This is a genomic window from Anaerocolumna cellulosilytica, from assembly GCF_014218335.1.
Taxonomy (GTDB): domain Bacteria; phylum Bacillota; class Clostridia; order Lachnospirales; family Lachnospiraceae; genus Anaerocolumna; species Anaerocolumna cellulosilytica.
In genome coordinates this window covers 4,959,322-4,979,355 of sequence record NZ_AP023367.1, presented here as the reverse complement: position 1 = coordinate 4,979,355, position 20,034 = coordinate 4,959,322, and the positions used below count along the sequence as shown (strand labels likewise).

25 protein-coding genes and 1 pseudogene are annotated in these 20,034 nt (G+C 46.6%); 19 read left to right on the top strand and 7 right to left on the bottom strand.

Annotation, left to right across the window (positions count from 1 at the left end; all coding sequences use genetic code 11):
• Positions 1-38: 38 nt before the first annotated feature.
• A complete protein-coding gene (gene arsB, locus acsn021_RS20580; RefSeq protein ID WP_184094921.1) occupies positions 39-1,100 on the bottom strand; it encodes an ACR3 family arsenite efflux transporter in 1,062 nt (353 codons plus the stop codon).
• Positions 1,093-1,428, bottom strand: coding sequence for an ArsR/SmtB family transcription factor (locus acsn021_RS20575; protein ID WP_184094919.1), 336 nt, complete (start codon positions 1,426-1,428; stop codon positions 1,093-1,095). The genes arsB and acsn021_RS20575 overlap by 8 nt, the downstream gene beginning before the upstream one ends.
• Before the next feature lie 205 nt (positions 1,429-1,633).
• Between acsn021_RS20575 and acsn021_RS20570 the strand changes: the two genes are divergently transcribed.
• Together acsn021_RS20570 and acsn021_RS20560 are read left to right on the top strand one after the other, a co-directional pair.
• Entirely contained in the window at positions 1,634-2,809 is a 1,176-nt protein-coding gene (locus tag acsn021_RS20570) for a helicase HerA domain-containing protein (RefSeq protein WP_243167961.1), read from the top strand.
• 25 nt (positions 2,810-2,834) lie between these two features.
• Entirely contained in the window at positions 2,835-3,338 is a 504-nt protein-coding gene (locus acsn021_RS20560) for a gamma-glutamylcyclotransferase family protein (protein WP_184094918.1), read from the top strand.
• Between the two features lie 2 nt (positions 3,339-3,340).
• On the opposite strand, the gene acsn021_RS20555 is transcribed toward acsn021_RS20560, so the two are convergent.
• Genes acsn021_RS20555 through acsn021_RS20545 form a run of 3 tightly spaced genes read right to left on the bottom strand, consistent with a single transcriptional unit; the run spans position 3,341 to position 4,736 of the window.
• Entirely contained in the window at positions 3,341-3,895 is a 555-nt protein-coding gene (locus acsn021_RS20555) for a flavodoxin domain-containing protein (protein WP_184094916.1), read from the bottom strand.
• Positions 3,892-4,284 carry an FMN-binding protein gene (locus acsn021_RS20550; protein WP_184094914.1) on the bottom strand — a complete coding sequence of 131 codons (393 nt, stop codon included), beginning with the start codon at positions 4,282-4,284 and terminating at the stop codon, positions 3,892-3,894. The genes acsn021_RS20555 and acsn021_RS20550 overlap by 4 nt, the downstream gene beginning before the upstream one ends.
• Complete coding sequence (locus tag acsn021_RS20545) at positions 4,281-4,736, bottom strand: MarR family winged helix-turn-helix transcriptional regulator (protein WP_184094912.1); 456 nt, start codon at positions 4,734-4,736, stop codon at positions 4,281-4,283. Before acsn021_RS20545 ends, acsn021_RS20550 begins: the two co-directional genes overlap by 4 nt.
• Positions 4,737-4,828: 92 nt before the next feature.
• Between acsn021_RS20545 and acsn021_RS20540 the strand changes: the two genes are divergently transcribed.
• From acsn021_RS20540 to acsn021_RS20485, 12 genes are all read left to right on the top strand, one after another.
• Positions 4,829-5,926: a M23 family metallopeptidase gene (locus acsn021_RS20540; RefSeq protein WP_184094910.1), complete on the top strand. Its 1,098-nt coding sequence runs from the start codon at positions 4,829-4,831 to the stop codon at positions 5,924-5,926.
• A 15-nt stretch (positions 5,927-5,941) separates the two neighbouring features.
• Positions 5,942-6,865, top strand: a complete 924-nt coding sequence (locus tag acsn021_RS20535) for a DUF6329 domain-containing protein (RefSeq protein ID WP_184094908.1) — start codon at positions 5,942-5,944, stop codon at positions 6,863-6,865.
• Between the two features lie 19 nt (positions 6,866-6,884).
• Positions 6,885-7,133 (top strand): DUF6103 family protein, encoded by a 249-nt coding sequence (locus acsn021_RS20530; protein WP_184094906.1) that lies wholly within the window; start codon positions 6,885-6,887, stop codon positions 7,131-7,133.
• A 394-nt stretch (positions 7,134-7,527) separates the two neighbouring features.
• Complete coding sequence (locus tag acsn021_RS20525) at positions 7,528-7,941, top strand: ribbon-helix-helix domain-containing protein (protein ID WP_184094904.1); 414 nt, start codon at positions 7,528-7,530, stop codon at positions 7,939-7,941.
• A gap of 86 nt (positions 7,942-8,027) precedes the next feature.
• Positions 8,028-8,315, top strand: coding sequence for a hypothetical protein (locus acsn021_RS20520; protein ID WP_184094902.1), 288 nt, complete (start codon positions 8,028-8,030; stop codon positions 8,313-8,315).
• A 144-nt stretch (positions 8,316-8,459) separates the two neighbouring features.
• Positions 8,460-8,738, top strand: coding sequence for a hypothetical protein (locus acsn021_RS20515; RefSeq protein ID WP_184094900.1), 279 nt, complete (start codon positions 8,460-8,462; stop codon positions 8,736-8,738).
• A 40-nt stretch (positions 8,739-8,778) separates the two neighbouring features.
• A complete protein-coding gene (locus acsn021_RS20510) occupies positions 8,779-9,210 on the top strand; it encodes a hypothetical protein (protein ID WP_184094898.1) in 432 nt (143 codons plus the stop codon).
• 56 nt (positions 9,211-9,266) lie between these two features.
• Positions 9,267-9,464, top strand: coding sequence for a hypothetical protein (locus tag acsn021_RS20505; RefSeq protein ID WP_184094896.1), 198 nt, complete (start codon positions 9,267-9,269; stop codon positions 9,462-9,464).
• Positions 9,465-9,504: 40 nt separating this feature from the next.
• Positions 9,505-9,861 (top strand): hypothetical protein, encoded by a 357-nt coding sequence (locus tag acsn021_RS20500; protein WP_243167960.1) that lies wholly within the window; start codon positions 9,505-9,507, stop codon positions 9,859-9,861.
• A gap of 186 nt (positions 9,862-10,047) precedes the next feature.
• Positions 10,048-10,944: a MerR family transcriptional regulator gene (locus tag acsn021_RS20495; RefSeq protein WP_184094894.1), complete on the top strand. Its 897-nt coding sequence runs from the start codon at positions 10,048-10,050 to the stop codon at positions 10,942-10,944.
• Positions 10,945-11,023: 79 nt separating this feature from the next.
• Positions 11,024-13,822 carry a MobP3 family relaxase gene (gene mobP3 / locus acsn021_RS20490; protein ID WP_184094892.1) on the top strand — a complete coding sequence of 933 codons (2,799 nt, stop codon included), beginning with the start codon at positions 11,024-11,026 and terminating at the stop codon, positions 13,820-13,822.
• Between the two features lie 14 nt (positions 13,823-13,836).
• Positions 13,837-14,769, top strand: a complete 933-nt coding sequence (locus acsn021_RS20485) for a DUF3991 and toprim domain-containing protein (RefSeq protein WP_184094890.1) — start codon at positions 13,837-13,839, stop codon at positions 14,767-14,769.
• 65 nt (positions 14,770-14,834) lie between these two features.
• On the opposite strand, the gene acsn021_RS20480 is transcribed toward acsn021_RS20485, so the two are convergent.
• On the bottom strand, positions 14,835-15,365 hold the full coding sequence (locus tag acsn021_RS20480) for a hypothetical protein (protein ID WP_184094888.1): 531 nt from the start codon (positions 15,363-15,365) through the stop codon (positions 14,835-14,837).
• A gap of 108 nt (positions 15,366-15,473) precedes the next feature.
• Between acsn021_RS20480 and acsn021_RS20475 the strand changes: the two are divergent.
• Positions 15,474-17,081 (top strand): annotated as a pseudogene (locus acsn021_RS20475) (VirD4-like conjugal transfer protein, CD1115 family); the annotation flags it as partial.
• A gap of 75 nt (positions 17,082-17,156) precedes the next feature.
• Entirely contained in the window at positions 17,157-17,411 is a 255-nt protein-coding gene (locus acsn021_RS20470; protein ID WP_184094886.1) for a helix-turn-helix domain-containing protein, read from the top strand.
• Between the two features lie 176 nt (positions 17,412-17,587).
• Here acsn021_RS20470 and acsn021_RS20465 read toward each other — a convergent pair whose 3' ends face one another.
• Entirely contained in the window at positions 17,588-17,911 is a 324-nt protein-coding gene (locus tag acsn021_RS20465; protein WP_184094884.1) for a helix-turn-helix transcriptional regulator, read from the bottom strand.
• A gap of 159 nt (positions 17,912-18,070) precedes the next feature.
• Here acsn021_RS20465 and acsn021_RS20460 point away from each other — a divergent pair, with 159 nt between their 5' ends.
• The 3 genes from acsn021_RS20460 to acsn021_RS20450 are packed head-to-tail and all read left to right on the top strand — an operon-like array spanning position 18,071 to position 19,939.
• Complete coding sequence (locus acsn021_RS20460; RefSeq protein ID WP_184094882.1) at positions 18,071-18,256, top strand: DNA-binding protein; 186 nt, start codon at positions 18,071-18,073, stop codon at positions 18,254-18,256.
• Between the two features lie 7 nt (positions 18,257-18,263).
• The gene (locus acsn021_RS20455; RefSeq protein WP_184094880.1) at positions 18,264-18,929 is read left to right on the top strand and encodes a response regulator transcription factor; all 666 of its coding nucleotides are present in this window, start codon (positions 18,264-18,266) and stop codon (positions 18,927-18,929) included.
• The gene (locus acsn021_RS20450) at positions 18,926-19,939 is read left to right on the top strand and encodes a sensor histidine kinase (RefSeq protein ID WP_184094878.1); all 1,014 of its coding nucleotides are present in this window, start codon (positions 18,926-18,928) and stop codon (positions 19,937-19,939) included. Before acsn021_RS20455 ends, acsn021_RS20450 begins: the two co-directional genes overlap by 4 nt.
• Positions 19,940-20,034 lie beyond the last annotated feature (95 nt).

The window sequence follows — 20,034 nt, the reverse complement described above, 5'->3', positions numbered from 1 at the left end:
AATTTATTTTTTAGCATCAAGCCGTAAAATTCAATAATCTAATGTACGGTTTTGGGGTCGATAAACCAGTGTTTCGTTTTATTCACAAACCTCACAAGTAAGAGCATGACCGGCACTTCTGTCAGAACGCCAACGGTACAGACCAGCACCACCGGGGAAGTCGGCCCGAACAGTGCAATCGCAACAGCCACTGACAGCTCAAAAAAGTCCGAGGCACCAATGAGCGCGGCAGGAGCCGCAACGTTATGGGGCTGTTTTGTCACCTTGCACATCCAATAGGCAAAGACGGCAGTAAGGACGTTTTGCAGGATCAGCGGGACAGCAATCAAAAGAACATGCAGGGGATTTTCCAGTATGGCATCCCCTTGGAAAGAAAAGATGATCACCAGTGTCAGCAGAAGCCCAACGGTTGTAATGTTATCAAACTTAGGGATGAACCTTTGTGTAAAATATTCCTCGCCTTTGTTCTTGACCATGAAATACCGGGTGAGAAAACCGCCCACAAGTGGAACAACAACAAATAAAACAATGGAAAGAATCAGCGTATCCCACGGCACAAAGATATTTGTTACACCCAGCAGAAAGGATACGATGGGAACAAACGCAACAAGGATAATCAGATCATTGACGGCCACCTGCACTAAGGTATGGGCAGGGTCGCCCTTGGTCAGATTGCTCCAAACAAACACCATTGCGGTACAGGGGGCGGCTCCCAGCAAGACGGCTCCGGCAACATAGCTTTGTGCAAGCTCAGTCGGTATGAGCGCCTTGAAAACAACGTGAAAAAAGAAGGAGGCAAGACCAAACATCAGAAAGGGCTTAATCAGCCAGCTTGTTCCGCTGGATATCAGAAGCCCCTGCGGATTGTTGCGTACATTTTTAATCGACTGAAAATCCACCTTCATCATCATGGGATAAATCATCACCCAAATAAGTACGGCAATGGGAATGGATATTTGCGCGTACTCAAAGCGGCTTAAGAATTCAGGAATACCCGGCAGGAACTTGCCGATCAATATTCCCGCCGCCATACAGATCAGCACCCAAATGGTCAGGTACTTTTCAAAAAAGCCGATACCGGTATTTTTCTCCTTACTCATTGCTATCACATCCCTTGCAGCAGCCTGTATCTTCTTTGCAAATACAGTTTTCCTTATCACTGGTGATGGAACAGAAAAATTGCTTTGTTTTGCTGATGGTTTCCTCGTCCAAGGAATAATATGTCCATTTGCCCTCATTCCGGCCTTTGACAATCCCACATTCACACAGGAGCTTCATGTGATGGGACAGCGTGGATTGGGACATTTCAAATTTCTCTAAAATCATGCAGGCGCAAAGCTCTCCGCAAGAGAGCATATCAACAATCATAGCTCTTTTGGGGTCACCCAGCGCCTTAAACACTTTGGTATTTTCTAAGTAGTTTTCCATATTAACACCTCAAATCTATATTCTTCGATATGACTATTATATGCACCAAATCGAAAAGTGTCAATATGAAATTTTGTGTAAAATTAAAGATATCCGCAATATCAAGTAATATCAGTATTTATAATCACTATATTTTCTCAAGCCGTCACGCAATGTGGCGGCTTTTGCTATACCCAAAATCAAAAACAGAAAGGAAAAAACGCCGATGGCAAGAAAAAGAAAAAACCAATCACCGCCACAGGAAGATGCCAGAATCCAAGAGTTTCTGGATATGATCGCCCCCTCGGTAATTAAATTCAACACCGATCACTTCATCTGCGGGAACACCTACCGCTGTGTGTGGGCGCTGCGGGAGTACCCCACCGCCACCGAGGAACAGGCCATCCTCCGGCACTTGGGAGAAAAGGACGGCGTGACCCTACGCATCTATACCCGCCATGTCACGCCGGTGGAGGAAAAGAAAATCATCAGCAACGCCGCCAATAAAAACCGTTTGAGTAAATCTAATACCAATGATTTACAGCAGACGGTCATGGCTGAAAGCAATCTGCAGGATGTGGCGACCATTGTGGCACAGGCACACCGGAACCGGGAACCCTTCATCCACTCGGCTGTGTACATTGAGCTTTCGGCACACGATCTGGATCAGCTGAAGCTATTGCAGACCGAGGTCATGACTGAGCTGATCCGCTCTAAGCTCAATGTGGACAGACTGATGCTCCGCCAGCAGCAGGGCTTCCAGTGCGTGATGCCCAGCGGCTTTAATGTGTTTCGTGACCAGTTCGAGCGTGTTCTCCCGGCAAGCTCTGTGGCGAACCTCTATCCCTTCAACTATTCGGGCAAAACAGACGGCAATGGCTTTTATGTGGGGCGGGATAAGTTCGGCAGTAATGTGCTGGTGGACTTCAACAAGCGAGCCGATGACAAGACCAATGCCAACATTCTGATTCTCGGCAACAGCGGTCAGGGCAAGAGCTATTTGCTCAAGCTCATTCTGTGCAATCTGCGGGAATCCGGCATGAATATCACTGCGCTCGATCCCGAAATGGAGTACATGGCCATATCCGCACAGGCGCTCAATCAACGCTGTGCCAGCCGCACCAAGACACAGACCACCAATGAAAAGTACACCTTTCGCACTTGGCTGCTACGCTTGGGGCTGATTGGGGATGAATTTAAGACCGCCCGTGAGCATCTGCTGAAGAATTTGGACGGCTGCATTGCTTGGCGTGATCCCGCACAGGCAGAAAAGCAAAAGGAACGGATGCGGCAGAAAAAAGAAAAAGAACTGGAACAGGCACGGCAGGAAACCCCGCCGACCGCTCCAGAAGCAACCGAAGCCGAGGCAGAAGATACCCCGGCTTTTACTATGCATATGTAAATTTGTGTGAATGTTAGGAGGAAATATGACAAAGAACCGCTTATACATTGCCTACGGCAGCAATCTTCATCTGCCGCAGATGGCATTCCGCTGCCCCACCGCCAAGGTGGTGGGAGCCAGCGAGGTCAAAGGATATGAGCTGCTGTTTCGTGGCGGCAGCCGTGGTGCCGTTGCTACCATTGAGCCGCTGGAGGGCAGCTCCGTGCCTGTGCTTCTATGGAAGATCAGGCCGCAGGATGAGCTTTCCCTCGACCGTTATGAGGGCTATCCGAATTTTTACCGCAAGGAAATGCTGGAGGTAGAGCTGAACGGTAAGCTGGTAAATGCGATGGTCTATATCATGAATGACGGCAGGGAGTTCGGCGCACCCTCCGATTTTTATCTCCACACCATCGCCGAGGGCTATGAAACCGCAGGATTTGATACGGATTTTTTGGATCAGGCGGTGGAGAAATCCATCCGGCTGGCGCAGGAGCAGCAGACTGCAGAAAATGCGCAGTTCAGCCTTTGGGAACAGAAATGGTGGTGAAATTATTGCGACTTTGCACCCGCTCTGATGTCTGCTACCAGAGGCACAATGGCAGCGCGGTCAGTGAAATCGATATCCTGCCCATAGGTTTCCAACATTATTTTGTCCTCTGCCCGTAACTCGTTTTCCGCTTTCTTCCGCAACATTTTCACCATCATATTCATCATTGTGCGGTGCATAAAGTTCATTTTTGAATAGCGCATCCCACCCCGAAGATGGTATATGTGTAACTTTTCCCGCATGGCAGGAGGCAGCTTTTGCTCTAAGGCACTTCGAATGTTTTTTAGGTTCTCCGGGTCGGTTACATCAGCCGCTCCTACAGTAAACAGGTAGAGAGCCTTGTCTTTAATAAGCTCAAAGTTTTTTGTCAGCAGGGCGATGCCGTTCACACCACCGGCATAGAGTCCGCCGCCATAGACGATGGTTTGATATTTTTGCAAATCAGCTGGTTTTACTTGTTCGGCTTGAAGCAAATCAGCGTCCAAGTCCTTCGCAAGCCACTTGGCATAGATCTCGGTGGAACCATAGTGAGATTTATAGATGACTGCTGTATTCATTTCGTTTTCCATCCTTCCGATAAAGCGTTTTCAACCGCTTTCAATATTGTTTTTGAGCTTATGGTTGCCCCGGATATCGCATCAACCTCTACGCTTTGCCGTTGTATGACCATGTCGGTAATAATCTCTGCGGTGCTGCCCAAGCCATTATCATGCTCCAGAAGTCGTACTTCTACAATGGCGTGGTTTTTTACGAGTACCTCCACACGCACCTTTACAAGACCATTGTCACAACTGCCCGAATAAGTACCATCCGCAATTTGTGCCAGATCAAATGACGCATCCGATGCCGTTACCGGCTTGGGTAAATTTAAAAACACAAGGGCTGTAAGTCCCATCACAATGACGGCGACAATGGATATTATCGATTTTCTCTTCTTTTGTGTCATTCCATCTCCTCCTGCATTTTGCAGAGATTATCAATAAGTTTTATCACCACATCGGCGGATACTGCGCACTCTTCCTCGCTGATACCGGAAAACAGTTTGGTGAAAAAAGGGACGGCCTCCTGTGCAACCTGCCGTAGTACCTGTGCGCCTGACTCCGTCAGCACAACACTTTGACTGCGATGGTCTTCCGCATTGTTCTGCAACGCCACATAGCCCTGCCGCTGCAGCACCTCCAGCATCTTGCTGACATTCTGCCGTGAGGTGTCGGTTTCCTTCGCCAGCATAGTGATGGTGGGAGGTGGATCGGCGGGCAAATCGCTTAAATTACGCAGCAAAAACCACTGCTTTGTAGAAAGTCCGTGCGTCTTTTTATCAGCCACCAGCTGCAATTTATTCGCTAATACAAAAGCGCCGCCAAACAGGACATATTGTTTATTCTCTGGTATTTTCATTTTGATACTCCCTCATCTAAAAAGCGCAACCTATTGCATTTTATTATACGCAATAGGTTGCGCTTTGTCAATAGAAAGGATGTGATGCTTCTATGGCAGACCCGGCAACCATCACTCTTGCGGTGAAAGCGGCAATCGCTGCAGCCACCGACAAACGGACATGGAAAGCGGCAGGTGTGGTCATCGCCGCCATTCTCACCCCATTTATTTTAATCATCGTTATGATCATGAGCCTGCTGTCCGGTACCGCAGACCACAACAATTCCGCTGTGGATTTGAGCTTTCACGGCGGCAGCATTTCCTCGCAGGTGCCAGCGGAGTACCGGCAGTACATCGAGGATATGTGGGACAGCTTCTCTGATCTGGATGAAGCTGTGTCTGCGATTACTCTCATGATCGAAAGCGGTAGCATCGACAGCACCCGCATGAAATCCATTTTTTATTCTCTGTATTTCGGCGCTGAAAATCTGCGGATGAATGCATCCGATTACCGAGCCTTTGCGGATTGCTTCGTCCGGTATGAGGAACGCACCCGCATCGTCACCGATGAGAACGGCAATGAAACGGAAGAAACCTATACGGTAGCTGTTCCCATTACCGATCTGAATGAGATATATGCAAATCTTGAAAGCTCCCTCTCCAGAATAATTACAGAGGAAAACAAAGTAAATGCCGCTCAGATTTACAGCCGTGTGCTTTATGGACACGGTCTGCCGAGAGATGGAAGCATCGGAGAGGATGAATGGTCTGGTGATGTATTTGACGGTGAGATTTACACTGGCGGCGGTGATTTTGCCAGCCCCCTTGGAGCAAACTGGCGCAGCATGGTCACCTCAGAATTCGGTTGGAGGTCGAATCCGTTCGGCGGCGGTGGCGGCGAGGGTCATTCCGGCCTCGACATGGGCGCACCAAAAGGAACACCGATACATGCCGCCCGCACCGGTGTGGTCAGCTATGTAAAAGACTCTGGCAGCAGCGGCTATGGTTACCATGTGGTTATTGATCATGGAGATGGCATGGTCACTTTATACGGTCACTGCTCCAAGGTATATGTTCGTTCCGGGCAAACAGTGCAGCAGGGCGATGTGATCGCAGCCGTGGGCAGCACCGGGCGAAGCACCGGAAACCACCTCCATCTGGAGGTGCGCATCGGCGGTAAGAAAGTGAATCCAAGACAGTTTTTGCCGTAAAGGAGGCGGCGTAATATGAAAGCAATCTTTGAAAGAAAGCCCTCGGATTTCGATCTGTGGAGCTTTGAGGTATCAAAAACCATTCGGCTTCCCGCTGAAGTTTTTGAAGCTATGCTGCAAAAACCTATGAGGGATTATAACTTTATTCAGGAAAATATGGAGCAGATGCACTGTGACAGCAAAGGTGTGTATCACTGCCTGCTGCTTACCGGCGAGGGCAGAAATGACGGACTGCTGGTGGAATCAGAGAGCTATGGCTACTGCCGGTATGCCTCCTATGTCCCCAACATTTCCGCTCTTACCTCTCCGGCATTGCAGCACCTCAACGAGCTGATGACAGCCACAGCGGACTACATCGTGACCACCGGAACGCAGAATACGACCGAGGGCAACTGGATCATTAGCTTTGATGAGCTGGCACAGCAAACCGGCTTTGAGCATGATTTTAACAGTACGGATACCTTGCTGGATATGCTCCATGAGCGTAAAGAAGTGGCAAATGTTGAGCTGGGCGACAGCGGCATCGACGTGTGCTATTACCTCGATTTCTGTCCGCAGTATGGAGGTCACCCGGAGGAAGCGGAGCAGCTGCCGGAAGCATCCTCTCAGGTCAGCAGACTGAAAGATTTGCTTCATCTACATTGGGAGGATATCCATCTGCTGCACAAGGATGTGGAGGTACAGCCTGCCACCATCGTGGAGCTGGATGAGCATACCCTGACCCATGCCGGGAAAGCGGCTTGGGCTGATGTTTTGGATGCTGAGGTGGTCAAGATTTACAACGGCTACTACGGTTTGCAGATGGAGCTGGACAAGGTAAAGCCCTCCCGCTTGGAGGAATTCTCGTCCATGCTTGCCGGGTACTGTCCGGTATCAGATTATGAAAAATGGGTCACGCAAGAGGGCGATACCCCCTTACAGTCACCCCAAATGAAATAATAAAATGGAGGAAAGTATCATGAAAAAAGCAACAATTACCATCAGCTTTGACAGCGAAAAGCTGGATACCCTGACCTACCACATGAGCAAAAAGGATACGGATTTGCAGACGGAGCTGGAGGATACCATCCAGAAGCTCTATGAAAAGCACGTTCCACAGGCCACCCGTGAGTACATTGACGATAAGCTCTCTCGTGAGGCCGCTGCAAAACCCAAAAGACCGGTTCGCCCTGCTGCGACTGGTGGCTCTGACAATAGGCTGGCGTAGGCAGAAACGCTGTCCGGGCGTGTGAGCGGCGGTGTTGCCCTGTGTGGCCTTTTGGCAGGCAGGGTGGCATCCCGATACCTATTGGCATCGTACCGCCCACGTTGCGCCCGTGTGGAGAGAATGTGAGAAAGCCCCGGATGCGGTGAAGAATTCTCAGAATGAGGGCATTCCGGTAGGGTTGAAAGTGGTGCAGGTTAAAGAGTTTATGCTGCTTTGGCAGCCTAAACCCGAAAAACACCGACCGGCAAAGCCGTTCGGGGATTGCGAAATGACATAACTTTCTGCCCGAAGCCCTGATTTGTTATGCTGGTTTCAGAAAAGAGCAAGAAAAATCGGGCGCTTCCGGGGCTTACACTGCATACCGGGGCAAAACCCACAGAGAAAAGGAGGCAGTATGGCAAAGGAACCAGAAAAAGTCCGCACCGGCTTTTATATCGAAAAGGAAGTGCTGGATCGGTGCGATGAGCTGCTCACACAGGCCAACGTGAAATCCCGAAATGAGTTTGTCACCGAGGCACTGAAGTTTTATTGCGGGTATCTCACCTCGCAGAAAATTGAGAACTATCTGTTACAGAGCTTATCCTCCGTTCTTGTCAGTGCCATCCGGGATACGGAAAACCGGCTGGCCAGAATGGATTTCAAGATTGCTACGGAGCTGTCCAAGCTCTCTCATGTGGTGGCGTATACTCATGCGGTTGACGAGCAGGCACTGCAAAGCCTACACTTAAAATGTGTGGAGGAAGTCAAACGGATCAACGGTGCGGTTGATTTTGAGGATGCATATAACTATCAAAAGAGGCGAACCTAAAATTGTAAGATAGCTTTGTTTCATTTGGGTATGGACTATAGAAATACATTCGTTTATGGTGTGTTGCGAAAGGAGGGAAACGTGCAATGGACAAAAGTGAAATCTTTGAAATGGCAATCCGGGAGCTGACAGAAGCTGCAATCGAAAAGCGCAAAGAAACTCTGAATGACAGCGAGCTGCAGCGTTATGCCGAGGTAAAGGCTCTCAGCTCACAGGCTAATCAGATTGTCAAATCACTGCCGGAGGATCAGCAGAGAATACTCACCGATTACTTTGAGAAAACCAATCTCATTGCCGATCACGAATGCCAGCATCTCTATGTGCAGGGGGCAAAGGACTGCGTAGAGTTACTGAAAAAGCTCGGTGCGCTGTAAGGAAACATAGGTAAGCGGCCTCTGTGAGAGCGGAGGTCGTTTTACATATGCATAATTGCTTAATGATTTCTTTAGGATGGAGTGATATAATGAAAATAGCTTTTACTCAGAAATACAAACAGGAATCTATGGGAGGATAAACTTATGTGGATGGTATTAGGAGTTGCTGCAATCCTCACAGCAATATTAAATATTGTTTGGAGTATAAGAAATCAAGATGCAAAGTGGTTTAGATTTATCAGCTTATCATTGACTGCTTTAACACTGTGCGCATTCTATAGTGCAGATGCAAAATGGGTTTTAAATGAAGATTGGTCTGCATTGATGGATGTTGTTCCTACTATGTCAAAAGCGTTATGGGTTCTTACTATAGTATCAATATTGATTAATAGTATTTCTTTATTTAAGAAAAGCGATAGATAAACTCTAATATGCCCTTAATCTTTCAGGAGGTTCTTCAGCTATGTTACAATCATTTGATATTTCTTTACCCAAAATGGGATTTCATATGCACGATTGCAGGATAACCAATGCTATTTTATCGGATCAGGCTCTGACCTTTGAGTTCGAAGATGGGATTTATATAATTCAAGATAAAGGTGTTATGGCAACAGGCTTTGCTAAAGTGGTTTTTTCAGGACTTGAGCAGACAAATTTTAATCGGGGATATGAGATTCAGTATCTGCGTGATGACCGCAGGGAAAGTGTTGACTTTGAAACATTTCAAAAGGACTTGGATATTGGTACCGTAGATATGATATATGAAACGTACAACGAGTATCATGCTCACTTTGAGGGTATCCTCACTAAATATCCGGATTGGAAAACGATTCAAATCAATGTGTTTTTCAAAGACTTTAAAATCTTTTATGAGAATGGAAAAATCCTTGAGTAAAAGGAAAGCATGAATTCATGTAAGAAAAATGCTTTTGCTCAGGCGGGAGGCCGATAATGGGCAGCAATAAAATCTGCATCAATTGCGGAAGAAAAATGAAACAGCAGTTTATCGGCCTGCATCACTGCGAGTGCGGGATAAGCTGGAAAAAGGATATCGGATATTTTGAACGCACTCCCGATATGATATTTGCATTGGAACGGAAAGTCGTTGGGAAAAAGACAAAACAGGTTCCTGTTATCCGATATAAGTAGGTTATCATTATATAATTAACTTGGCATTGGAGGTGACCTTTTGGCAAAGCATGACTTTGGAATTCTTGAACAGTTTGAAGAAAACAAATGGTATCAGGAATACGAGCCGGAAAAATACAACTGCATTTCTGTAGACATGGACGTAATGGATGAAGTCTTTGGTGCCTATCGGGAAGAAATAAGAGCAATCAAGGCCTTTGCCTGTGTTTCCACTCAGCCGATACAAGGGCTTGATGAATGCAGTGTTACTTTAATACCTCCTCAATCCCTTGAGGTATTTTGTAATATTATTGTTCAAGCCAATAAGTCTCTTCACTCAGAGAAGCTCGTTTTGTTAATTGACAAAATACAAGAAGCTATGGAAAACAAAAAATACTTAATACATTTTGGTATTTAAAGCAAATGCAATTAAAGGCATAAATTAATTCTTATGGGCGACCTGTTGTCGCTCATTTTTTAATAACATTTTAGAAGCTCGATTTATTAATGCTCAAAAAGATATCAGAAAACACTTGACTACCCCATTGGGGGATGGCTTAAGATGATTTTGGGAGCAATTAGAATTGTGTTGGGAGGAAAAAGTATGCTGATAAAAGAAGTTTGTGAGAAATGCAGGCTGACCAAAAAAGCGATAGAATATTACGAGTCTAAAAATTTGATACATCCGCAGATACTCGAAAACGGATACAGGGATTACAGCGATACCGATGTATCTGCATTGAAAGAGATATCTGTGCTTAGAAAATGTGGTATCAGCATTGCCGATATTGCAGAGATACTAACCAGCTCAAACAAACCGGCAGCTTTAGCCAAGTGCAAATATATCACGGAATTACGGATGCAGCGTTTGAACGATATACAAAAGTGTATGGACAGCCTGATTGCCAATTACGATGTGAATCGTGAATTTGACTATCTGCAAACGCATGATGAGGACTTATACACCATAAAAGAGAAATTGGTTTTTGCTTTCCCCGGAAACTATGGACTTTATGTATCGATGCATTTTGGCCGCTTCTTGAACGGAACAATTGAAACTGAGGAACAACGAAAAGCTTATGATGCTATCGTGCAGTACCTTGATCATGTGGATTTGTACTTGCCTGCGGAGCTTTCTGAATTTCTGGAAGCGCTTTTCAATGCAAGTGAAAAAATCGATGCGCTAAAGATCGAAGAAGAAACAAATGGCAGGATGCATGAAATGCTTGCCGATACAGACGGATACTTGGAACGCAACCGGGAAGAAATTGAACAGTATATCGAATTTAAAAGATCTGATGAGTATCAGAATTCCGAAGCAGGCAAAATTCAAGGGTATATGTTGGATTTTCAAAAAGAAAGTGGTTATCAGGAAGTTTTAATAGCCAACATGAAAATACTCAGTCCCGCTTATGCCGAATATTTAAAAGAGGTTGAAGCGGCAAATGATATTATGCTGAAAAAGTTTCCAAAAGCAAAGGAAATGTATGAATTAAATTAATATACGATTTATGATTATTCTTTAGGGCGATCAACCGTGGTCGCTCTTTTCTTTTGCCCAAAATAGAAAGGAGGTCTCCATGCCGAAAATCATATTCACCTCGCAATACATGCGGGATGCACCGCCAGCCCAGCTCGAAAATTATGTGAAGTACATCGGAACCCGTGAGGGTGTAGAAAAAATTGACGAGAGCAAGCTGCTGCTACCGGCGACGGTCAAACAGCGGCAACTCATCGGGCAGCTAATCCGGGATATTCCTACTGCCAAGGATATGCTGGAATATGCCGACTACTGCGAAAGCCCCACCATCGGCAACGCTACCGAGTTTATCTCCCTGGCATTGGAGCAGAACCTCAACCTCATTGGCAAGCGTGAAAATTATGTGGATTACATCGCAGGCCGCCCCCGTGTGGAGCGCATCGGCGAACATGGTTTGTTCACCGATGCGGGAGTGCCGGTGGTGCTGGCGCAGGTGCAGGAGGATGTGTGCAATCACAAGGGCGCTGTCTGGACTCATGTCATCAGCCTGCGCAGGGAGGATGCTGCAAGGCTCGGATACGATAGCGGCAGGCAGTGGCAGGATTTACTGCGCAGCAAAAAAGCCATGCTCTGCAAGCATATGAAAATAGACAGCGAGAACCTCCGCTGGTACGCTGCCTTTCATAATGAAAGCCACCATCCACATGTGCATCTCATGGTTTACTCCTCCAAGGACAATGATGGATTTCTCACCGAGCCTGCCATTGAAGCCATGCGCTCTGAACTGGCGCATGATATTTTCCGTCAGGACTTTGCCCATATTTATGAACATCAGAACGAAGCCCGCAGCCAGCTCAAGCAGGGTGCTGCCGATGTGCTGGCCGAGCTGCTTTCACAGGTGCAGGATTGTGTCTGCGAAAATAAAGCCATCGAAGCGGATCTGCTGCTGTTATCGAAACGGCTTCAAAACACAGGGGGCAAAAAGGTGTATGGTTATCTCAAAGCAGATGTGAAAGCCATCATCGACCGCATCGTAGATGAGCTTTCCAAAGGGGAACGGATCGACAAGCTGTACCGGGCATGGAACGACTGGCAGAATGAAATCCTCAAAACTTACACCAACAAGCTGCCGCCCCTTCCTCCACTCTCCCAGCAGAAACAATTTAAGAGCATTAAAAACATGGTGATTGCCGAAGCATTAAAGCTGGGTGGTCACCATGTTTCATTTGAGGATGAAGCTGTGCCGGAACCAGAGCTGCCGGAGCCTGCAGATGTTCACTCAGATGATGTGTTTCTGGAGCCTGCAGATACAGTCTTCCGTGCCGAATGGAGTAAGCAATACAAGCTGGCGAGAAAGTATCTCTACGGCAGCGAGGATGTGCCGCAGGATTTTGATAAGGCATACAGCCTGTTCCTGCTGGAAGCGGAATCCGGCAATGCCCTTGCTATGCACGACCTCGGCAGGATGTTTGTTGATGGCTTGGGTCGTGAAATTGATTTACAGGCCGCTCACGCATGGTATGAAAAAGCGCTGGCCGCCTTTTTATCCGCAGAGGAAGAAAAAGCAAAGCCCTATCTGGAATACCGCATCGGAAAAATGTATGCCGCTGGTCTTGGTACTGCACAGGGCTATGGGCAGGCGGCTTCATGGTTTCAGGAGGCGGTAGAGAAAAACCATAAATACGCTCAATACTCCCTCGGCTGTTTGTATTCCCGTGGTCAGGGTGTGTCGCAGGATTATGCGCAGGCGCTCCGGCTCTATACCCTGTCCGCCGATCAGGGAAACCCCTATGCAGATTATGAGCTTGCCAAAATGTATCGTGACGGTGTTGGCACACCGGTGGATGTTACTGCTTCCGAGCAGCATTTCAAGGCTGCCTTTACCGGCTTTTATCGTCTGGAAAAGGACAGCCATGATGACAAGCTGCAATACCGCCTCGGTCAGATGCTCTATACAGGAACCGGTACAGAAAAGGATGCGCAGGCTGCGGTTTCCTATCTTGAGAAATCGGCGCAGCTTGGCAATGTGAATGCCCAATATTTGCTGGGCAAGGTGTGTCTGGAAACCGGTATCGGAAATCCGGCGCATGTCATAGCGTGGATGACCAAAGCCGCAGAGGCCGGAAACGCCGAGGCGCAGTATGCTCTCGGCAAGCTGTATCGGGATGGTCTTCATGTGGAGAAAGATATGCAAAAAGCAGTAGCCATGTTTACAGCCGCCGCAGAACAGAAAAACGAGTATGCAGCCTATCAGCTCGGCAAGCTCTATCTCTCCGGTACGGATATCCCGAAGAATGTTTCGAAAGCAGTCAAGTGGTTTACGCTCTCCTCTGACCTTGGCAATTCCTACGCCCAATATGCCTTGGCGAAGTTGTATCTTACCGGTGATGGCATTCCCAAGGATGTCGGTGCGGCAATCCGACTGTTTACCTTATCGGCAGAACAGAAAAACGAATTTGCGGCTTACCAGCTCGGCAAGCTCTATTTTCAAGGAGAAGATGTCCCAAAAAATGTGGAAGCCGCTATCCGATGGCTGATAGCTTCAGCTGAGCAGGGAAATCAGCTTGCGCAGTATGCTCTCGGCAAGCTGTACTTCTATGACGGTGATGTTCCCCGTGACAAGGAAAGGAGCCTTTACTGGTTGGGGCTGTCTGCGGCGCAGGGCAATATCTATGCACAGTACCTGATTGACAACATCAGCAGCTACCGCAACCCCTCGATGTTGTTGGTTGCCACCCGGATGATGCATCGGCTGGAAAATCTGTTCCGAGAGGATTATCGCAGAACCGCAGGAATCGCTGCCGGTCAAATCGACCGCAAGCGCAGACGGAAGCTACAGGAGAAAAAGCAGGCGCAGGGTCACAAGCGGGATGACCATGCGCCACAAATTCATTTATGATGGGAGGTTTTATTGTGTCAGGCTACATCTATTTTACAGACGAACAAAAGGAACGTGCCAACTCGGTGGACTTGGTGGATTTCCTCCAGCGGCAGGGAGAGAAGCTCCTGCCCTCCGGCAGAGATAAGCGGCTGGACAGCGATCACAGCATCACGGTTCGGGAAAATCGCTGGTACGATCACGCTTCTGAGGAGGGCAGCTATGCCATCGACCTTGTGAAACGGCTCTATAACCTGTCTTTCCCGGAGGCAGTCAGCCTGCTGCTGGGCGGTGAACAGGGTGTGGAATACCGCCAGCACAGCAAAAGCAGTGAGTCGGAGCAGCGAAAGCCCTTTGCTCTGCCTCCAATCCACACCGATATGCGCCGGGTGTTCGCCTATCTCATCAAGCAGCGCTGCATCAGCCGGGAGGTTCTTTCCGAGTTTGCCAGAGAGAAGCTGCTTTTTGAGGATGCCGAATACCACAACGCCGTGTTTGTAGGCTTTGATGAAAAAGGTGTTGCCCGTCATGCCCATAAGAAAAGCACGGCAACCGGCAGCAGCTTTCGCATCAATGTGGAGGGCAGCCATCCGGCCTACAGCTTTCATTACATTTCCAAGAATCCCTATCCACACAACCTGTTTGTATTTGAAGCGCCCATCGATATGCTGTCCTACATCAGCCTGCATCCCCAGAACTGGAAAAACGCCAGCTATGTGGCGTTAAACGGTGTGTCGGAGCAGCCTGTCCTGAAGCTGATAGAGTGTTACCCTCAGCTTCAAGGGGTTACTCTCTGCCTTGATAATGACGAAGCTGGGCGCAAGGCTGCCAGCCGCATTCATAAAACATTGCGGGAACAGGGATTTGAAGATGTGGCGTATGATGTTTCGGCACACAAAGACTGGAATGATGATTTGAAAGCAATAGAGCCGCAAGAGCAGAGTGAGTCGACGCTGACGATGATGTAAAAAAGTACGGTAGTCAAGTTGGCTGCCATGCCTAAATCGCCTTTCTATAATTTGGCAAGTGTATTTTAATCCAATCCATTATTTTTTTTGAATTTGTTGACTATAGATAAATTAGAAAGATAGAAATGAACAACAACCGATTCAACGAATCTTAAAATTATACCAGAGTATGTTAACAGTGCTAATGGAGTGGTATAGAAAATTTCGGTATTCACATAGATACTACGAATGGCAAGCAAAAATACAAAACCATATATTGACACCGTTAAATCCAATACATCTTCACTTGTTTGAATTAAAATAAGTATATTATAGTATTTAAATTCATTTTGTTCTGTATTAAAGGAAAAGCATTTATTGACTATATATCTAATTGTTTTAAAAATAATGCTATGAAAGAGTAAGATGGCAAAAATCCACATTATTATGCTCTCGCTCAAATTAGCATAATCCACAGATATAAAACTCAAAAAATCTAATCGGATATCGATCACAGTATAATGATTAATAAACAAAATCATTATAAATGCTCCTGATAAAAGGTTAATTACTTGCGACAAAGATTTTTTCGACCATCTAGAAATAATTTCGATCATTTATACACCTCCTGTAAATTTGATTTGTCGAGCCACTTTATCTGCCAAATATGACTTTACTTTCGCTTATTTTACTACAGAACTTGTCCAAATGAAAGGAGTTTTCCTATGTTATCCCAAGTATATATACTGATTGCAGTGGCCGCCGTGATGTTTTTCGTCATCGGCGGTCTTTCTCTTTTAGCACACTATTATACCCTCAGCGGAATCAAATCCAAAACAGTTGGTGACGGTCAGCACGGTACCGCCCGTTTCGCCACCGAAACCGAAATCAAACGGACATACACCCATGTACCCTATGAGCCGGAGAAATGGCGGCGTGGGCAAAATATGCCCGCTCTTCAGGGACTTGTGGTGGGCTGCAAGCAGAAAGCCGGTTCAACTACCGCACTGATTGATGATGGTGACATCCACTGCCTCATGATCGGCGCTGCCGGTGTAGGCAAAACCGCAAACTTTCTTTATCCCAACATCGAATACGCCTGTGCCTCCGGCATGAGCTGGCTCTGCACCGATACCAAGGGCGACCTGTTCCGAAACTACGCAGGCATCGCAAAGGAATACTACGGCTACAAAATATCGGTGCTGGATCTGCGCAACCCCACCCGCTCGGACGGCGATAACATCCTGCAGCTGGTGAACCGTTACATGGATGCCTATATGGAAAATCCGGAGAACCTCTCCCTGAAAGCCAAGGCCGAGAAGTATGCCAAGATTACTGCCAAGACCATCATTTCCAGCAGCGGCGAGGACTCGGCAAGCTATGGTCAAAATGCATTCTTCTACGATGCTGCTGAGGGCTTGCTTACCTCGGTGATTTTGCTGATTGCGGAATACTGCCCTCCGGAAAAGCGGCACATCATATCGGTGTTCAAAATGATACAGGATTTGCTGGCTCCCTCGCCAGTGAAAAACAAAAGCCAGTTTCAGCTACTCATGGATAAGCTGCCGCCTGACCACAAAGCAAGGTGGTTTGCGGGAGCCGCCCTCAATACCGCCGACCAAGCAATGGCCTCCGTGCTGTCCACTGCCATGTCAAGGCTGAATGCGTTTCTGGACTCCGAAATGGAGCAGATTCTGTGCTTCGACAGCTCACTGGACACGGAAACATTTTGCAAGGAGAAGTGTGCTATTTTCATCGTATTGCCGGAGGAAGATAACACGAAATATTTCATGGTGTCCTTGTTCCTCCAGCAGCTCTACAGGGAGATGCTGACGGTGGCCAATGAATACGGAGGCAAGCTCCCCAACCGGGTCATGATCTTTGCCGATGAGATTGGAACCATCCCCAAAATACAGTCAATGGAGATGATGTTCTCTGCAGGCCGTTCCCGCCGAATCAGCATGGTACCCATCATCCAGTCCTTTGCACAGCTTGAGAAAAACTATGGCAAAGAGGGTTCCACTATCATCATTGATAACTGTCAGGATATTCTGTTTGGAGGCTTTGCTCCTAATTCTGAAAGCGCAGACATTCTCTCAAGGGCGCTTGGAAACAAAACGGTCATGTCTGGCTCCATCAGCAGAGGCAAGAATGATCCCAGCCAGAGCTTGCAGATGATCCAGCGACCGCTGATGACACCGGATGAGCTGAAAACTCTGCCCAAAGGCAATTTTATTCTGGCCAAGACCGGCTGCTGTCCTATGCGCACCAAGCTGCCGCTGTTCCTCAAATGGGGCATCCGGTTTGAAAAGCCCTTTGAGATGGAGGAACGCTGCACACACTCATACCGGAGCATAAGCCGGAGCCTCCCGTCATGCCTCTGCGCACTGATTAGGAGGTGTTCGTGATTGAGCTATCTGTCCTCTCTCTATGCTGCTGATGTTCCGCACCGTGCTGTGGTGGTGTACCGTTACCTGAAAGACCGGGCAAACAAGGATGGAACCTGTTATCCTGCCATCGGTACCATTGCTAAGGACTTGAAGCTCTCCCGCCGCACGGTGCAGAGAGCCATCGCTGACCTTGAAAAGGGTGGCCATCTTCAAAAGGAGCAGCGCTGGCGAGAAAACGGTGGCAAGAGCAGTCTGTTGTTTACGGTAAAGTAAAAAACACATACCCTGCCGCCAAGGGAGCAGTGTGTCCTGTCGGCGGCATATGGTATGTGTCATCATGGCCTATGTAGTGAACCTGTCACTCTAAGGATTACTTAAACACAGAGAAAAGACAATCTATGTCTTGAGATGAATAAAATCCATCCTCGAAGATTGAAGATGGATTTTGCTTATCTGGCATCCAATATTGCCTTAACGGTTGCGGCGGCTATCTTGATTTCCTTTTCGCCGCACAGCTGGATCATGTGCAGAAGCTGTTCTTTTTCTCTGTCTGTATGTTGAATTTCCGGATAAAAGATCGTATCGGCTGATATTTTCAAGGTGCGTATGATCTTGAGCAGCACCGGCATTCTTGGGTGTTTATTTTCGTTTTCAATAGCCATTATGTATCTTGGCGTTACCCCGGCCTGTTCCGCAAGCGCATCCTGTGTCATGCCTGCGGCAATCCGGGCATCCTTTATGGTCTGGCCAAATGAGTTCAGTAATTCCTCCACTGTTAGTTCACCTCCCAACCCAATTTTACAGTATGAGTATAGGATTGAGAACGAACCAATGATGATTATAAAAGCGAACAAATATCTTATGAAAGGATTATTGATTTTATTCGCTGTTGCGTATATACTGTAAGAAACATATATGGTGGAGGAATATAAATGCTTGATTATATATCCGTGCAGCAGGTTTCTGACAAATGGGAAATTTCCAAGCGGAGAATACAAAAGCTCTGCGAAGAAAATCGAATTGACGGAGCGGTTCGTTTCGGTCATGCTTGGGCAATTCCCAAGGATGCACCAAAGCCTGTAGACGGCAGACTGAAAGAAAACAGGAAAAAGGAGTGATAATTTCATGTATCAAATTATGGTGATTGAAGATGATCCAGTTATTCAGGAAGAGTTATCGGTGCTTCTGAAAAGTAATGGCTATGAAGTAATCCTGCCAAAGGATTTTTTTAATATTATCAGTGAAATACAGAAAAGTCCCTCACATCTGATTTTGTTGGATATCAACCTGCCTGTACAGGACGGCTTTAAAATTTGTTCGGGAATACGCACATTTTCCAATGTGCCGATCATCTTTGTCACAAGCCGTAACACAGACATGGATGAACTGAACAGCATCATGCTGGGCGGTGATGATTTTATCACAAAACCGTACAATACTTCTATTTTGCTGGCTCGTATTGCATCACTGCTAAAACGCACCTATGCTTCGGAACACGCAGAAGTTTTGACCTATCAAGAGGTAACCCTGCATCTGGAGAACAGCAAAATTGAGTATCAGGGGAATTCGGCAGAGCTGACGAAAAACGAGTTGAAAATCATGGTGTTTCTTTTTCGCAATGCAGGAAAAATTGTTCCCCGTGCGGATTTGGTGGAATACCTTTGGGACAGCCAACTTTATGTGGATGATAATGCCCTTAGCGTAAATATTACGAGAATCCGGGAAAAATTAAAGAGCATCGGGGTAACGGACTTTATCCAGACGAAGCATCGGCAGGGGTATTTGATATGAGGTATAAAGAGTATTTAAGAGATCAGCTCCCTGCTATTGTTACCCATATTCTGTCCATGCTTTTGTGTGTGGTTTTCTTGTCGGCAATCGATATACAGGCAAGCATTATTTCGATTCTGTTGGTTTTCTGGATTCTGATTGTCGCAATCTATATCCATATCCGCTTCTTTTTACGGAAAAGGTATTTTGCAGAGCTTCTTTTACAACTGGAACGGTTGGATAAGAAATATTTAATTTCTGAAGTTATGGAGCATCCCATACTGACAGAAGATAAAATTTATCATAGGCTTCTAAAAGCTGCAAATAAATCCATGATGGAGCAGGTGTCAGAATCCAAACAAGAGCGCAAGGAGTACAAGGAATATATTGAGCAATGGATACACGATGTCAAAACGCCTATTTCGGCAATGAAGCTCCTATGCGAAAACAATAAATCCGATATCACTCGAAAGCTAATGGCAGAGCTTACAAAGGTCAGTCACTACACCGATCAGGCACTTTATTATGCCAGAAGCGAAAATGTGGAAAAGGATTATTTCATCAAAGAAGTTTCCCTGTCGGAAATAATCCATGCCGCTGTTGCAGAGAACAAGCAGCTTCTGCTTCAAAACCATATTTCGATTGAAATAAATGATTGTGACAATACGGTCTATACCGATGAAAAATGGATTGGATTTATCTTGAATCAGCTCATTGCTAATGCGGTGAAATATAGTGGAAAAGAACCAAAGATAGGTTTTGAGGAAAATTCCAAGCAAGGCCAAGTCGTTTTGATCATTCGTGACAATGGTGTTGGGATATCAGAAAGTGATCTGCCTCGGATTTTCGAAAAAGGCTTTACCGGTGAAAACGGCAGAACTGGGAAAAGTTCCACCGGGATTGGTTTGTTCTTATGCAAACGCCTTTGTGAGAAGCTGGGCATTGGCATTGCCGTAAAGTCCGAGTCCGGACAAGGAACACAGGTAGAGTTGTATTTCCCCAAAGGAGATTTTGTCAAAGTGCAGGAGTGAATTTCCTGCACTTCTTACATTTTTGTAAGAACTTTGTAAGAAAAGTAGATACAATCAAATTTCTTTATTCGGTAAAATGAATGTGAGGTGAAAAA

Coding starts and splice junctions, on each gene's coding strand:
- arsB (WP_184094921.1), bottom strand. CDS start 1,100: ATGAGTAAGGAGAAAAATACCGGTATCGGCTTTTTTGAAAAGTACCTG.
- acsn021_RS20575 (WP_184094919.1), bottom strand. CDS start 1,428: ATGGAAAACTACTTAGAAAATACCAAAGTGTTTAAGGCGCTGGGTGAC.
- acsn021_RS20570 (WP_243167961.1), top strand. CDS start 1,634: ATGGCAAGAAAAAGAAAAAACCAATCACCGCCACAGGAAGATGCCAGA.
- acsn021_RS20560 (WP_184094918.1), top strand. CDS start 2,835: ATGACAAAGAACCGCTTATACATTGCCTACGGCAGCAATCTTCATCTG.
- acsn021_RS20555 (WP_184094916.1), bottom strand. CDS start 3,895: ATGAATACAGCAGTCATCTATAAATCTCACTATGGTTCCACCGAGATC.
- acsn021_RS20550 (WP_184094914.1), bottom strand. CDS start 4,284: ATGACACAAAAGAAGAGAAAATCGATAATATCCATTGTCGCCGTCATT.
- acsn021_RS20545 (WP_184094912.1), bottom strand. CDS start 4,736: ATGAAAATACCAGAGAATAAACAATATGTCCTGTTTGGCGGCGCTTTT.
- acsn021_RS20540 (WP_184094910.1), top strand. CDS start 4,829: ATGGCAGACCCGGCAACCATCACTCTTGCGGTGAAAGCGGCAATCGCT.
- acsn021_RS20535 (WP_184094908.1), top strand. CDS start 5,942: ATGAAAGCAATCTTTGAAAGAAAGCCCTCGGATTTCGATCTGTGGAGC.
- acsn021_RS20530 (WP_184094906.1), top strand. CDS start 6,885: ATGAAAAAAGCAACAATTACCATCAGCTTTGACAGCGAAAAGCTGGAT.
- acsn021_RS20525 (WP_184094904.1), top strand. CDS start 7,528: ATGGCAAAGGAACCAGAAAAAGTCCGCACCGGCTTTTATATCGAAAAG.
- acsn021_RS20520 (WP_184094902.1), top strand. CDS start 8,028: ATGGACAAAAGTGAAATCTTTGAAATGGCAATCCGGGAGCTGACAGAA.
- acsn021_RS20515 (WP_184094900.1), top strand. CDS start 8,460: ATGTGGATGGTATTAGGAGTTGCTGCAATCCTCACAGCAATATTAAAT.
- acsn021_RS20510 (WP_184094898.1), top strand. CDS start 8,779: ATGTTACAATCATTTGATATTTCTTTACCCAAAATGGGATTTCATATG.
- acsn021_RS20505 (WP_184094896.1), top strand. CDS start 9,267: ATGGGCAGCAATAAAATCTGCATCAATTGCGGAAGAAAAATGAAACAG.
- acsn021_RS20495 (WP_184094894.1), top strand. CDS start 10,048: ATGCTGATAAAAGAAGTTTGTGAGAAATGCAGGCTGACCAAAAAAGCG.
- mobP3 (WP_184094892.1), top strand. CDS start 11,024: ATGCCGAAAATCATATTCACCTCGCAATACATGCGGGATGCACCGCCA.
- acsn021_RS20480 (WP_184094888.1), bottom strand. CDS start 15,365: ATGATCGAAATTATTTCTAGATGGTCGAAAAAATCTTTGTCGCAAGTA.
- acsn021_RS20460 (WP_184094882.1), top strand. CDS start 18,071: ATGCTTGATTATATATCCGTGCAGCAGGTTTCTGACAAATGGGAAATT.
- acsn021_RS20455 (WP_184094880.1), top strand. CDS start 18,264: ATGTATCAAATTATGGTGATTGAAGATGATCCAGTTATTCAGGAAGAG.
- acsn021_RS20450 (WP_184094878.1), top strand. CDS start 18,926: ATGAGGTATAAAGAGTATTTAAGAGATCAGCTCCCTGCTATTGTTACC.